The following is an 11,890-nucleotide window of genomic DNA, read 5'->3' as shown; positions in this document are numbered from 1 at the left end:
GGGGGCGCTGGGCGTCGCCGCCGGGGCGGGCGCGGCGGCGGCGGGCGCGGCCTCGGGCTTGGGCTCCGGCTTGCGGATCGGCTGCGGGCGCTGAACGGGGGTGAAGCGACGCGGCGCGGGGAGCGACGCATCGGGCTGCAGCATGATCGGCTCGGCGGGCGCGGGGGCCGGCTCGACCGGGGCCACGGCCTCGGCCGGCGCGGCGACTTCCGCCACCGGCTCGGGCTCGGGCGCGAGCTGCGCCTCTTCCTCGGCACGGCGCCGCGATTCCTCGGCGCGGCGCGCCTCTTCCTCAGCACGCTCGCGCTCTTCGCGGCGACGCGCTTCCTCCTGCGCGGCGAGCCGGGCTTCCTCGGCCTCGCGCAGCAGCTTTTCCTGCAACTCGCGGCGGGCAGCGGCGTCGTTCAGCGGCCGACCAGCGGGCGCCGCAGGCGCGCGGCTGGGAGTGGCGGGACGCGCGGGGGCGGCAGCCGGCGCGGGCGCGGCGCGCGCTTCCTCGACGGGCGCCTCGGCCTCACCCGGGCGACCCAGGATGCGGCGGCGCTTCACCTCGACCACCACGGTGTTCGAACGGCCATGGCTGAAGCTCTGCTTCACCTTGCCGGTTTCCACCGTGCGCTTCAGGCCCAGCGGCTGGCGCATACCCAGTTTCGGCTTGTCGTTGTCGGTATCGCTCATCGAGTCGCTCTAACGTCCTTCAATCATGCGCGGCTTGGGCCACAGCCGATGCGCCTTGCGAGAGGGTTTCGCAAGCCGGGCTCACGGGCGGGGGTCCGATAAAGTGCAGCCAGCGGTCGAGCGCATCGCGCAACCGCCGGGCGGCGCCGGGGTCTGTGATCCCGAGGGATACCACATTTTCGCGCCCCAGCGCCATCGACAATATAGGGCGTGGGAACGGCAGCACTAGTCCCTTGAGATCGCTGCCTTCCTTGTCGCTCCCGACGCGCCAGGCCTGGTCGAGCCGGCGGCGGCCATCGGCGCCCGCGTCGCTCGCGTGGAGCAGCAGCCGCAGCTTGCCCTCCCGCGCGGCGCGCTCGATGCGCTCGCCGCCGATCACCAGCGCGCCGGCGCGCGCCTCCAGCCCCAGCCGGTCGCGAAACGCCTGTTCGAGTCCCTGCGCGATCCGCTCGGCAAGATCGGCGGGAATGGTGAACTCGCCGGTCTTGAACGCGCGGGCGAGCGCGCCCTTCAGCTTGCCCTTGGCGAGTGCTGCATCAAGCTCGGCGCGCGCGACGCCGATCCACGCCCCCCGCCCCGGCGCCTTCGCGCGCAAATCGGGTAGAATCTGCCCGTCGGGGGCGAGCGCCAGACGCAGCAAGCCGCCACGCGGCGCGCGTTCGCCCGACAGGATGCAGCGGCGGATGGGGTCATCCGCCGGCTCGACCGCGTTGGTGACTAGCCCGGGCGTCTCATTGTTCGGAGTCCGCATGCGCGTCCTCCCCGGCCTCGTTTTCGTCGGCGAACCAGTGGGCGCGGGCGGCCATGATGATCTCGTTGCCCTGATCCTCGCTCAGCCCATATTCGGCCAGGATGCCGCCCTTGTCCTCGCTCCGGCTCTCGCGGCGCGGCGCATCCTCGCCGCGGCGGCGCGGCTCGGCGCGCTTGCGCTGCACCAGTTCGTCGGTCGCGAGATCGGCGAGATCGTCGAGCGTCTTGATCCCTGCCTTGCCGAGCGTGACGAGCATCGCCTCGGTCAGATGCGGAATGTCGGCGAGCGCATCCTCGACGCCGAGCGCCCGGCGCTCCTCGCGCGCGGCTTCCTCGCGGCGGTCGAGCGCTTCCTGGGCGCGGCTTTGCAGCTCGGCGGCGATTTCCTCGTCGAGGCCCTCGATCGAGGCGATTTCGTCGACCTCGACATAAGCGACTTCTTCCAGGTTCCCGAAGCCCTCGGCGACCAGCAGCTGCGCGAGCGTTTCGTCCACATCCAGCTCGTTCTGGAACATTTCGGAGCGTTCGATGAACTCGCGCTGGCGCTTCTCGCTCGCGTCCGCCTCGGTCAGAATGTCGATCGCCTTGGCGGTGAGCTGGCTCGCGAGCCGCACATTCTGCCCGCGCCGCCCGATCGCCAGCGAAAGCTGATCGTCGGGCACCACCACCTCGATCCGGTCTTCTTCCTCGTCGAGCACCACGCGGCTCACATTGGCCGGCTGGAGCGCGTTCACCACGAAGGTCGCGGTGTCGGGCGACCAGGGGATGATGTCGATCTTTTCGCCCTGCAGTTCCTGCACCACCGCCTGCACGCGGCTGCCCTTCATGCCGACGCACGCGCCGACCGGATCGATCGAGCTGTCATGGCTGATCACGCCGATCTTGGCGCGGCTGCCCGGATCGCGCGCGGCGGCCTTGATCTCGATGATGCCGTCGTAAATCTCGGGCACTTCCTGCGCGAACAGCTTCTTCATGAAATCGGGATGCGCGCGGCTGAGGAAAATCTGCGGGCCACGGTTTTCGCGGCGGACCGAGAGGATCAGCGAGCGGACGCGGTCGTTCACGCGCACCACTTCGCGCGGGATCTGCTGGTCGCGCCGGATCACGCCTTCGGCGCGGCCCAGATCGACGACGACATGGCCGAATTCCACCCGCTTCACCACGCCGGTGATGATCTCGCCCACGCGATCCTTGAATTCCTCGAACTGGCACTCGCGCTCGGCGTCGCGGACCTTCTGGAAGATCACCTGCTTCGCCGCCTGCGCGGCGATCCGGCCGAATTCGATCGGCGGCAGCGGATCGACGATGAAGTCGCCCACGCTCGCGCCCTTTTGCAGCTTCTGCGCGTCGACCACCGAGACCTGCTTGAAATAATCGTCGACCGCCTCGACCACCTCGACCACGCGCCACAGCCGCAGATCGCCCGACTGCGGATCGAGCTTCGCGCGAATATCGTTCTCTGCGCCATAGCGCGCGCGGGCGGCGCGCTGGATCGCGTCTTCCATCGCCTCGATCACGATCATGCGATCGATCAGCTTTTCCTTGGCGACGGCATCGGCGATCGCGATCAACTCGGCCTTGTTGGCGGAAATGGCGGTGGCCATCAGTCTTGGTCCTCTGTTTCGATTTCTTGTTCGTCGGCGCCGGCGGTGGAGAGCGGCTGGGTGGCGGCGATCAGCCGATCGGTGAGCAGCAGCTTGGCGTCTTCGATCGCGGCGAGCGGGATGGCGTGGCGCACCCCCTGCGCATCGTCGAGCAGCACGTCGCCGCCCTCGAGCCCGACAAGCGTGCCCTTATACTGTTTGCGGCCGTCGCGCTTCTCGGCGAGCGAGATGCGCGCCTCGTGCCCCGCCCAATCGGCATAGTCGCCCGGCCGGGTAAGTGGCCGGTCGATCCCCGGCGAGCTGACTTCCAGCCGGTAAGCGTGCTCGATCGGGTCCTCCCGGTCGAGCAGGTCCGACAGGCGGTGCGACAGCGCGGTGCAATCCTCGATCGTCAGCTGGCGGGTGTCGGGGCGCTCGGCCATCACCTGCAGCGTCGGGTCGCTTTCGCCGCCGAAGAATTTCACGCGCACCAGCGCGAAGCCGAGCGCGCGCGCTTCGGGCTCGATCAACTGGTGCAGGCGGGCGAGATCGACCATTCAGGCTCCGACAAAGCTACAGCGCCTCGGCGCCGACCCCTGCGGGGGCCGGCCTCGGCATTTTTCACGATGTCGAGAAGGCACAACCTCCATAGCCCGCCGCGCCTTCGGGCGCAAGCGGGCGATCAGGCCGGGTTGTGCTTGTTGAGGAACGCCTCGACCCGCTGGAGGAAATCGGTCGCGTTCGCCGGGTCTTCCAGAAAATGGGTCTCGTCCTTGTACACCACCCATTCGTGCGGTTTGCCGAGCCTGGCCAACGCCTCGTGCAGCTTGCGCGACTGGCTGAACGGCACGCGCGTGTCAGCGGTGCCGTGAACCAGCAGCAGCGGCATGTTGATTTTATCAGCGTGCTTCAGTGGCGAGATTGTGTCGAAATCGAATTTCGCGGCCCCCGCTACCCGTTGGCGCCAATCGCGGAAATAGCGCGGCGCGCTGAACGCGCTCGACTGGAAATTAAGCTGCGAGCGCACATCGGAGACACCCGCGAAGCTGATCGCGCAGCGATAGATTTCGGGATTGCGCGCCGCCGCCCACATCGCCGCATAACCGCCAAACGAGCCGCCCATGATGCACACGCGCTTGGCATCGGCGATGCCCTTGCCGACCAGCCATTTCACGCCATCGTCGATATCGTCCTGCATCCCGCGCCCCCAGGCGCCGGTTCCGGCCTCCACGAATTTACTGCCATAGCCGGTCGAGCCGCGATAATTGGGTTGCAGCACCGCATAGCCACGCGATGCCAGGAACTGCACCCAATAATCATATTCCCATTTGTCGCGCGCGAACGGGCCGCCATGTGGCATCACGATCAGCGGCAGCGCCTTGGGATCGCGCCCGCGCGGCAAGGTGAGATAGCCCGGAATCTCGAGCCCATCGCGAGCCTTGTAGCTGATCGGCTCGACCGTGGAGAGCGCGTGATTCATCATCGCCTCATAGGGCGTCGCGGTCATCTCCAGATGCTTTGATGCCTTGTCGTACACCATATAGACCGGCACTTCGTGCGCCGACCCGGTGCGGACCAGCGCGCGCGAATGATCCTTGGCGTAGGACACGACCTGGTTGACAGCGCCAGGAATCGCCTTGTCGAATCCCGCCTGCCAGCGCTTGAGTTCGGGATCGAGCCAGACGACGCGGTCGCGATCATCAGTGTAATAGATCGCGATCGGCTCGCCGTCGGGGCCAAAATCGACATCGTCGACATCGACCTGCGGGTGCTGCCATACCACCTCGCCCAGCTCGTCCTTGATGAAATCATAGCGCCGCAAGCCGAAGCGCCCCTCCTGGGTGAGCGCCAGCGCATAGCCCGAGCTTTTGCCCGGGATCACCCTGAACCAGGCGATATTCTCGGCAAGCTGATCGCGGCTGCGCTTGGTGGTGCGTTGGAACTTGCCGCTTTCGTTATCGCGGTAGAGCACCCACCATTTATTATCTTCAAAGCCGATACCGGCGCGCACCACCCCGCCCGAATCGGCGTACCAGTCCCACACATTTTCAACCGAGGCGACGACCTGCTTGGGCTGCCCCGTCGCCAGATCGAAGCGATAGACGTTGGGCCAATCATAGGGCGTTGGCTGCACGGTGAGCAGCGCATAATCGCCCTTGGGATCAACGTAGATCACGTTGTCGCCTTCAAACCCCTCTTCATGCAGCGCCATCGGTATCTGCTTGCCGGTGACAAGATCGACGATCGCGACGCGCGTGATGCGCTTCTCCTGATCCTCCCAGATGCTGTTGAAGGCCAGGCTGACGAGCAGGCGGTTCGGCCCAGCCCAGCGATACCACACCATCTCCTGCTTGCTGGGCATCGCGAAGAGGCGGATTTGCGGCGCCTGGCCCGGCCGCGGGGTAACGACCACCAGCTTGACCTCGCCCTTCACATAGGCGCGGGCGGCATAGGCATGGCCATCGGGCGCCAGCACCGGGCCTTCGATGAACGCTTTCTTGCCGAAATCGGCCGCGGTCGGCGCGGCTACCTTTTCCGCCGTTGGCGCCGTCTTGTCCTGCGCCAACGCCCCGCTCGCCGCCGCCAGCAACAGCACCCCGCTCAATAGCCGCATCCGGCCCCCCTTTTCCCCACCAAGGGTTTAGCGCATGGATTTGTTTGGCAAAAGATCATGGTGCCGCGCCCGAGCGTGGCAAAAGGAGCGGAAATGTTGCGTCGAAGCCTGAAGTTGTGCGCTATCGTCCTGCTGGCGGGATGTTCGGCGGGGGGCATGGCCGGTGCGCAGGAGCCACCGTTCAAGACGCAGGTGGTCGCCGATTTCGAGTCGCCCTGGGCGATGACGTTCCTGCCCGATGGCCGGATGCTGGTGACCGAAAAGGCCGGGCAATTGCTGCTCGTTTCGGCCGACGGCAAGCAGCGCGTGGTGGTCGCGGGCGTGCCCAAGGTGGATAGCGAGGGCCAGGGCGGGCTGATGGACGTGGTGCTCGCCCCCGATTTCGCGCGGAGCGGCCTCGTCTATTTCAGCTATTCGACCACCGGCGAGGGCGGCAAGGGGGTGATCCTGGCGCGTGGCAAGCTGGTCGACGGCGCCGCGCCGGGGCTGGAAGGCGTCGAGACGCTCCACCGCGCGCACCCCTTCGTCCCCGGCAACGGCCATTATTCGGGCCGCATCGCCTTTTCGCCCGACGGCAAATATCTGTTCTACACCAATGGCGAGCGCCAGAAATTCGATCCCGCGCAAGACCCCAAGGCCTCGCTCGGCAAAGTGCTGCGGCTGACGCTCGACGGCAAGCCCGCGCCGGGCAACCCGCTGGCGGCGAAGGGCTTCGATCCGGCGGTGTGGTCATACGGGCACCGCAACCTGCTCGGCATCGCGTTCGACGCGGCCGGCAATTTGTGGGAGCAGGAGATGGGGCCGCAGGGCGGCGACGAGCTCAACCTGATCCTGCCGGGGCGCAATTATGGCTGGCCACGCGTGTCGAACGGCAGCCATTATGACGGGCGCGACATTCCCGATCACAAGCCCGGCGACGGCTATGAGGCGCCCAAGGTCTGGTGGAACCCGGTGATCTCGCCGGGCGGGCTGATGATCTATTCGGGCAAGCTGTTCCCGCAGTGGCGCGGCGACGCGTTCATCGGTGGGCTATCGAGCCAGGCGCTGGTGCATGTCCATCTCGACGGCACCAACGCGCGCAAGGCAGACCAATGGCCGATGGACGCCCGCATCCGCGAGGTGGAGCAAGGCCCCGACGGCGCGATCTGGCTGCTGGAAGACGGGCGCCAGGGATCGACGGGACGGCTGCTGAAGCTGACGCCGCGATAGGGGGCTTGGGGGTGGTTTGGCGACAGTCCGCTATTGCGCCCCCGGCGAGACTAGCTGACAATCATCGTTCTAAAGGGTGCCCGACTGGAGTAAGAAGCCGGGATGCTGAACCTCTCCTGTCATTGTGGCCAAGTCCGTTTAGAATTGGAAAAGCGCCCCGACTTCATTCACGAATGCAATTGCAGCCTGTGCCAAAAGTCCGGTGCAATCTGGGGCTACTTTCAACCAAGCGAAGTCTCTGTTGAAGGTACGACAGCGGTCTACAATCGTAGTGACAAGCCTGAACCTGGTGTCTCGATCCGCTTCTGTCCACGATGCGGATCAACAAGCCATTTCGAACCGACCGATGCTAAAATCGCGAAAATCGGCAACTCGATGGTGGGGGTCAATATGCGCCTTGCGGATGAGCGGGAATTGTCAGGGGTGGAATTGCGTTATCCCGATGGCCGCGCGTGGCTGGGAGAAGGTGAATTTAGCTATGCGCAGGAATCCCGTATCATAGGAATCCTGAAAGACCGATAACGCGATCCGAAACCCAAGCCTCCAAACGGCAAAAACGGGGTCGCTAGGCGACGATCAGCTTTGCCAGCCTTTCGGCTCCAGTCAGCGCTTCGGGCGTAAGCGCCAAGCCTTTGATCGATTGGCAGTAGATGGCTTCACGCCAGATCATGCCGAAGTACATGGCCGTCCGTGCAAATGGCTCTTGGAAACCGGAAGGCAGATCCTCGTCCGTCCCCGTAGCGAGGAGCCAGATCGATCGGCCCGCTAGCGCACGCCCGATTTTGCGGCTGGCCGGATCGAACAACAGATCGGTTAGCCGATCAAAGAACGCTTTCATTGGACTGGACATAGAATACCAGTAAACTGGCGTCGCAAAGACGACATGATCGCTCTCGAGCATCATCTCGATCACCGCTCGGAAATCATCGCGGTCGTCATGGCGACCGTATTCAAATGGGAAGATTCTGAGCCGGGAGAGATCGGCTACGCTCGGCGGCATGCCAAGTTTTTGACTCAAATGAAGGACGGCGGCGGCCGTGTTGCCATCGCCCCGAGCGGAGCCCATCACGACGGTGGTGCGGTTCGCTCGTTTTTCCGCAATCGACATTGCTCCAATGGAGCGCGAACCTGATCGACGGTCAACAGTCCAACGTCTGCTTGTGTCATACGGTCATTTCGGCGGGAAGACCGTCCTTGCGGGCGATCGCAGACGGCCTTCCCGCCCCCTACCCCGCGCGCATCACCAGATAATTCATCCGCGCGCGCGCGATCGGGCGGTCCTCGGCGTCCTGCCAGGCGAGCGCGTCGACATTCGCCACCCGCGTCCCCAGCCGCGTCACGATGCCGCGGGCGCGCGTCAGCTTCTCGCGGCCGCCGCGCATGAAGTCGATCGTCACCCCGATCGGCTTCACCCGCCCACCGCCCTCGGCATCGAGCGCCTGTTGCAGCGCCGCGATCGCCGCGACCTCGAGCAGGCCGCCGATCGCGCCGCCGTGCAGGAAGCCGGGGCGCCCGGTCACGCCATCGGTGAACGGCATCGTCAGCAAGGGCGGCAGCCCGGGCTCGAGATCGACGCTCAGGCCGAGCAGATCGGCATAGGGCGGCAGCTTCATGGCTGCGGCTCGGTGAACATATAGGTGCCGGCGACATGGGCGAGCGGATCGTCGGGGTCGCCGTCATGCGCCTGGCCGCGGATGAACGAGATCGCGCGGGTGATCCGGTAGCATTCGCCGCGACCGTAAACCGTCTTCCCCGGAGTCGCGGGGCGCAGATAGTCGATCCGCAGATCGAGCGTCGCGTGCGCGCGGAACGTGCCGAGCTTCAGCCACACCGCGATACTCGTCGCCATGTCCATCATCGTCAGGATCGGCCCCGAGGCGAGCACCCCCGATTCGACATTGCCGATCAGGTTCGGGCGGAAGGGCAGCTTCAGCGTGCACCAATCCTCGCCGTGATCGTGATAATCGATGCCCAGCAGCCCGCCATGGCCGCGCTTGCCGAAGCTCAAGAACAGGCGGGGATCGAAGCCGGTGCTCACCGCAGCGCGCTTACACAGGCGCGGCTGTGCCGCCAAGTCCCCGTTACAGCGATGTAAATTTCCCGACGCGCGCCGATCGCTAGGATCGGCGGAAAAGGGGAGTAGCGATGGATCTGGTGAGCATCGATCTTGGCAAGATCGTGGAACTTGGCACGCAGGTGGCGACGACGGGGGCGCTGCGCATGGCCGATCTGATGCCCGACGATGTGTTCGAGATGATCGTCGGCATCGGTGTAGCCGGCCAAAAATTCCCGGCCAAAAATTCGACGCGAGCGATGAGCGCCATGCAATTGCAGGGCTGTTGCAAGTCGCTTGAGCCGGCCGGTTAGCGGCGTAGCCCCACGATCTTCTCAGCCGAACGGGCTGCGGTGTAGCCGCCGGCCAGGGCGCCGATCAGGACCACAATGTCACCGGGGATGCCGGCCAGAAACCGCGTCGAGGCGTCGGCCATTCCGAGCGCAGTCGCGGGGCTGAACATCGCCACGATGCCGACGCTCGCAGCCCCCACGGTGGGGATCGCCATAAGAGCGCCGACGCACAGCGGACGGATCAGTTTCGCCGTGGCGCCCAGCCATGCCGGCGCTTCAGCTTCCGCGAGATCATCGGTCGCGTCCACCGGGGCGGCAGAGGCGCCTTCGCCCAAAACGGCCTTGGCTACCGCAGCTGTCGAGCCAATCGCGGCGGAGATTTCGGGCAAGCCGGGCAGGCCAAATCGTTCCGCCACTTGCGCCGCGCCGGCGATCGGCAAGGTACCAAGATCGAACGGAATAGGCGGCGCCAAACCGGCGATATTGGCATCATGCGTGCCAGCTTCTAACGGCGATGGCGTGCCGCTCGATCTCATGGTTGCAACGGTCATGCAGCACCCCTGTCGGCTGCTGGCAGCTTGACCCGCTGCGCCCAGCCAAAGATGAAATCCTCGTTCGCCAGCCGGGCCTCGGCGAGGTCGATGTAGCGAGCGCCTTGGAGCGCGTTGAGGTACGTCAGAAGCACTTGTCGGCCGGCGGCGCCGCGCAGCCGATACAGGGCGCGCATGGCATCCCGGGTTTTCGGCCCGGCGCTGCCATCGACCGCGATATCGGGATAATCGCGGCCCTGGCGGTTGAGCGCATTGAGCACGCGTTGCAGATAGCGCACCGCATAGCCCACGCCCTGGTTTACGCCGGTGTCAAACACCTCCAGCGCGACCTGTTCGTCAACAAGGGCAACCCAGTCGAGCCCGATCCGCTCCCAGTAGAGCTTGCGATAGATGTCGAGTGCGGTGGCCTTGGGCAGCGCTTCCATCGGCCCCTGATAGCCAAAATCGCGCGCCACCTGCTCCGTGATGCCCCAGTTGGTTTTCCCGCCGCGATCGGATGGATGATCGCTGTAGCCGCCTTCGATGCCCAGCGTGTGGGCAACGGCACGTTCGAAGGGCGAAAGACCAGCCATGACAGGGCCGACATAGCCGCGCGCACGAGCGCCCTTGCCCGTGGGCATCGGCACGGCCGAACGTCGCGCCGTCATTCCCAGTCCTCGAAACGCAGCGACCATCGGCTCATGCCCGGCGCCTGGCGCTCATAAGGTTCGATCCGGGTGAAGAGGCCCCAATGCACCTCTTCGGTTGAGCTGGGACCATTGTCACCGCCCTCGATCACCAGGAAAGGCGTGGTGGTAGCGCCACGCTGCTTGAGCATGCCGAAAAGCTGCTGGCGCTCGCCGTCCGACAGATCGCCGAACGTCCATTGCATCTGCGCGGCCGAGACACCGGGATCGATGCCGAAGCCCCCGTCACGGCGGCGGGTGGCGGTGCCGGTATCCGTCAGGCCAATACCGCCGCCCCATTCGCCGCCCCAAGTGGGGCGAAAGGCAAGCCCGGCTGCGAACAAGCCGATCTGGCTCCGGCCTAGGCCGGCCGCATGTCCCAGATTGATGTATCGGACCATAAAAGGCGCAGGCAGCTGCAGAATATAGTGCTGACGCCCACCTTCGATCGCAGTCGTCAACGGAGCAACGGTGCCCAGAGATCGCTCGTAAGGCCCGTTGATGCCGCACCAAAAGCCCAAGGGCGGTGTCGCACCCGAGGCGAAGCCGACGACTATTGTATCGATTTGCTGAGCAGTTGGCAAAACGATCGAGATCGCGACGTCTTGCTCCTGGTTGCCACCAAGCTCCGCGACCGCCTTGGGTTCAGCGGTGGCGACATTCGGAGCAGCCACAACGTTCGCTGCTTGAACATCGGCCACTGCACACGGCCGAACGATCGCGCGTACCGTCATGCCAAGCTCCTGATTACGGTCAGCACAGTCTCGCTCGACCCTTCGTCGATCCCAATTACGAACACAGTGCGCGGCTGCTCATAGCCGAGCTGGTCGCCGATGATCTGCACGGCGCGGCCGATCAGATCGCGGCGCTGGCCTGGCACCAGCACACGGTCGCGTACCAGCGGCCCGGCCAGGAACAGCGCCTGCCGATCCGCCTCGGCCGCCGCATCGTCGCGCAAGGCGAAGGGAGACATCGCCTTGAGCGACGCTCCCCGATCGCCCCAGATACCAGCGCCGGCTGGGCGGGCGCGCAAGTAGAGCGCGTCCGCTTTCAGCCACTGGCCATAGGCGGGATCGACGCTAGCCACGGATCGAACTCCTAGCTTGCCGCCGCCGGCTCGGCCGGTGCTTCTTCGTCGGCCGGCACTTGCCACTCAGCCTTGGGCACAGGCGCGTTGGCCACGTTCTGGCCGGCGAGCACGCGCGCGATCTTGGTGCCGCGCGCGTCGGCATTCATGCCGTGGAAGCCAAAGCCCTCGGCGAACAGGGCGCAGCCGCCGGCGATGTCCTTCACCTCGGCATTGGCCTCGCCGGGGTGAGCATACACCGCCTCGGCAAAACCGCAGATCAGGTCCACCGGCGAGGTGCCGGTGCCAGTCAGCGGCGCCAGCTTGTCGGCGATCGCGGCGGGCAAGCCGGTCGCCCCCAGGATCAGCACCCGTCGCGCCGCATTGGCGGCATCGGCAAGACCGTCGAAAGTCGTCATCTCATCCTC

Annotated in this window: 16 protein-coding genes; 3 read left to right on the top strand and 13 right to left on the bottom strand. The window is 65.8% G+C overall.

Annotated elements, in window-relative coordinates; translation table 11 throughout:
* The 5 genes from K2X73_RS04895 to K2X73_RS04875 all read right to left on the bottom strand — a co-directional run.
* Window positions 1–678 (bottom strand): IF-2-associated domain-containing protein (locus K2X73_RS04895; RefSeq protein WP_294108985.1); only part of this gene is annotated, 678 nt, incomplete at its 3' end.
* Between the two features lie 19 nt (window positions 679–697).
* Complete coding sequence (locus K2X73_RS04890; protein ID WP_294108984.1) at window positions 698–1,429, bottom strand: DUF448 domain-containing protein; 732 nt, start codon at window positions 1,427–1,429, stop codon at window positions 698–700.
* Window positions 1,410–3,032, bottom strand: coding sequence for a transcription termination factor NusA (nusA, locus tag K2X73_RS04885; protein ID WP_294108983.1), 1,623 nt, complete (start codon window positions 3,030–3,032; stop codon window positions 1,410–1,412). Before nusA ends, K2X73_RS04890 begins: the two co-directional genes overlap by 20 nt.
* On the bottom strand, window positions 3,032–3,568 hold the full coding sequence (rimP, locus tag K2X73_RS04880) for a ribosome maturation protein RimP (RefSeq protein WP_294108982.1): 537 nt from the start codon (window positions 3,566–3,568) through the stop codon (window positions 3,032–3,034). Before rimP ends, nusA begins: the two co-directional genes overlap by 1 nt.
* 125 nt (window positions 3,569–3,693) lie before the next feature.
* Complete coding sequence (locus K2X73_RS04875; protein WP_294108981.1) at window positions 3,694–5,625, bottom strand: S9 family peptidase; 1,932 nt, start codon at window positions 5,623–5,625, stop codon at window positions 3,694–3,696.
* A gap of 156 nt (window positions 5,626–5,781) precedes the next feature.
* Between K2X73_RS04875 and K2X73_RS04870 the strand changes: the two genes are divergently transcribed.
* Together K2X73_RS04870 and K2X73_RS04865 are read left to right on the top strand one after the other, a co-directional pair.
* On the top strand, window positions 5,782–6,834 hold the full coding sequence (locus tag K2X73_RS04870; RefSeq protein WP_294109001.1) for a PQQ-dependent sugar dehydrogenase: 1,053 nt from the start codon (window positions 5,782–5,784) through the stop codon (window positions 6,832–6,834).
* 102 nt (window positions 6,835–6,936) lie between these two features.
* Entirely contained in the window at window positions 6,937–7,356 is a 420-nt protein-coding gene (locus K2X73_RS04865; protein ID WP_294108980.1) for a GFA family protein, read from the top strand.
* Window positions 7,357–7,399: 43 nt separating this feature from the next.
* Here the strand turns inward: K2X73_RS04865 and K2X73_RS04860 are convergent, their stop codons facing one another.
* The 3 genes from K2X73_RS04860 to K2X73_RS04850 all read right to left on the bottom strand — a co-directional run bounded on the left by K2X73_RS04860 (window position 7,400) and on the right by K2X73_RS04850 (window position 8,872).
* Window positions 7,400–7,942, bottom strand: coding sequence for an NAD(P)H-dependent oxidoreductase (locus tag K2X73_RS04860; protein ID WP_294108979.1), 543 nt, complete (start codon window positions 7,940–7,942; stop codon window positions 7,400–7,402).
* A gap of 118 nt (window positions 7,943–8,060) precedes the next feature.
* Entirely contained in the window at window positions 8,061–8,447 is a 387-nt protein-coding gene (locus K2X73_RS04855) for a PaaI family thioesterase (protein WP_294108978.1), read from the bottom strand.
* A complete protein-coding gene (locus K2X73_RS04850; RefSeq protein WP_294108977.1) occupies window positions 8,444–8,872 on the bottom strand; it encodes a PaaI family thioesterase in 429 nt (142 codons plus the stop codon). The genes K2X73_RS04855 and K2X73_RS04850 overlap by 4 nt, the downstream gene beginning before the upstream one ends.
* A gap of 107 nt (window positions 8,873–8,979) precedes the next feature.
* Here K2X73_RS04850 and K2X73_RS04845 point away from each other — a divergent pair, with 107 nt between their 5' ends.
* Window positions 8,980–9,201 carry a hypothetical protein gene (locus tag K2X73_RS04845; RefSeq protein ID WP_294108976.1) on the top strand — a complete coding sequence of 74 codons (222 nt, stop codon included), beginning with the start codon at window positions 8,980–8,982 and terminating at the stop codon, window positions 9,199–9,201.
* Here K2X73_RS04845 and K2X73_RS04840 read toward each other — a convergent pair.
* The 5 genes from K2X73_RS04840 to K2X73_RS04820 form a co-directional block, all read right to left on the bottom strand.
* Complete coding sequence (locus K2X73_RS04840; protein WP_294108975.1) at window positions 9,198–9,731, bottom strand: hypothetical protein; 534 nt, start codon at window positions 9,729–9,731, stop codon at window positions 9,198–9,200. The genes K2X73_RS04845 and K2X73_RS04840 overlap by 4 nt on opposite strands.
* On the bottom strand, window positions 9,728–10,303 hold the full coding sequence (locus tag K2X73_RS04835; RefSeq protein WP_294109000.1) for a glycosyl hydrolase 108 family protein: 576 nt from the start codon (window positions 10,301–10,303) through the stop codon (window positions 9,728–9,730). The genes K2X73_RS04840 and K2X73_RS04835 overlap by 4 nt, the downstream gene beginning before the upstream one ends.
* A gap of 71 nt (window positions 10,304–10,374) precedes the next feature.
* Complete coding sequence (locus K2X73_RS04830) at window positions 10,375–11,130, bottom strand: hypothetical protein (RefSeq protein WP_294108974.1); 756 nt, start codon at window positions 11,128–11,130, stop codon at window positions 10,375–10,377.
* Window positions 11,127–11,483 (bottom strand): hypothetical protein, encoded by a 357-nt coding sequence (locus tag K2X73_RS04825; protein ID WP_294108973.1) that lies wholly within the window; start codon window positions 11,481–11,483, stop codon window positions 11,127–11,129. The genes K2X73_RS04830 and K2X73_RS04825 overlap by 4 nt, the downstream gene beginning before the upstream one ends.
* 11 nt (window positions 11,484–11,494) lie before the next feature.
* Entirely contained in the window at window positions 11,495–11,881 is a 387-nt protein-coding gene (locus K2X73_RS04820) for a hypothetical protein (RefSeq protein WP_294108972.1), read from the bottom strand.
* Window positions 11,882–11,890 lie beyond the last annotated feature (9 nt).

Source organism: Sphingomonas sp., assembly GCF_019746665.1.
Lineage (GTDB): Bacteria > Pseudomonadota > Alphaproteobacteria > Sphingomonadales > Sphingomonadaceae > Sphingomonas.
This window is presented reverse-complemented; position numbering and strand designations above follow the sequence as displayed.

Excerpts from the sequence above, each read along its gene's own strand:
- K2X73_RS04890 (WP_294108984.1), bottom strand. The coding sequence starts at position 1,429 with ATGCGGACTCCGAACAATGAGACGCCCGGGCTAGTCACCAACGCGGTC.
- nusA (WP_294108983.1), bottom strand. The coding sequence starts at position 3,032 with ATGGCCACCGCCATTTCCGCCAACAAGGCCGAGTTGATCGCGATCGCC.
- rimP (WP_294108982.1), bottom strand. The coding sequence starts at position 3,568 with ATGGTCGATCTCGCCCGCCTGCACCAGTTGATCGAGCCCGAAGCGCGC.
- K2X73_RS04875 (WP_294108981.1), bottom strand. The coding sequence starts at position 5,625 with ATGCGGCTATTGAGCGGGGTGCTGTTGCTGGCGGCGGCGAGCGGGGCG.
- K2X73_RS04870 (WP_294109001.1), top strand. The coding sequence starts at position 5,782 with ATGGCCGGTGCGCAGGAGCCACCGTTCAAGACGCAGGTGGTCGCCGAT.
- K2X73_RS04865 (WP_294108980.1), top strand. The coding sequence starts at position 6,937 with ATGCTGAACCTCTCCTGTCATTGTGGCCAAGTCCGTTTAGAATTGGAA.
- K2X73_RS04860 (WP_294108979.1), bottom strand. The coding sequence starts at position 7,942 with ATGTCGATTGCGGAAAAACGAGCGAACCGCACCACCGTCGTGATGGGC.
- K2X73_RS04855 (WP_294108978.1), bottom strand. The coding sequence starts at position 8,447 with ATGAAGCTGCCGCCCTATGCCGATCTGCTCGGCCTGAGCGTCGATCTC.
- K2X73_RS04845 (WP_294108976.1), top strand. The coding sequence starts at position 8,980 with ATGGATCTGGTGAGCATCGATCTTGGCAAGATCGTGGAACTTGGCACG.
- K2X73_RS04840 (WP_294108975.1), bottom strand. The coding sequence starts at position 9,731 with ATGACCGTTGCAACCATGAGATCGAGCGGCACGCCATCGCCGTTAGAA.
- K2X73_RS04835 (WP_294109000.1), bottom strand. The coding sequence starts at position 10,303 with ATGGCTGGTCTTTCGCCCTTCGAACGTGCCGTTGCCCACACGCTGGGC.
- K2X73_RS04830 (WP_294108974.1), bottom strand. The coding sequence starts at position 11,130 with ATGACGGTACGCGCGATCGTTCGGCCGTGTGCAGTGGCCGATGTTCAA.
- K2X73_RS04820 (WP_294108972.1), bottom strand. The coding sequence starts at position 11,881 with ATGACGACTTTCGACGGTCTTGCCGATGCCGCCAATGCGGCGCGACGG.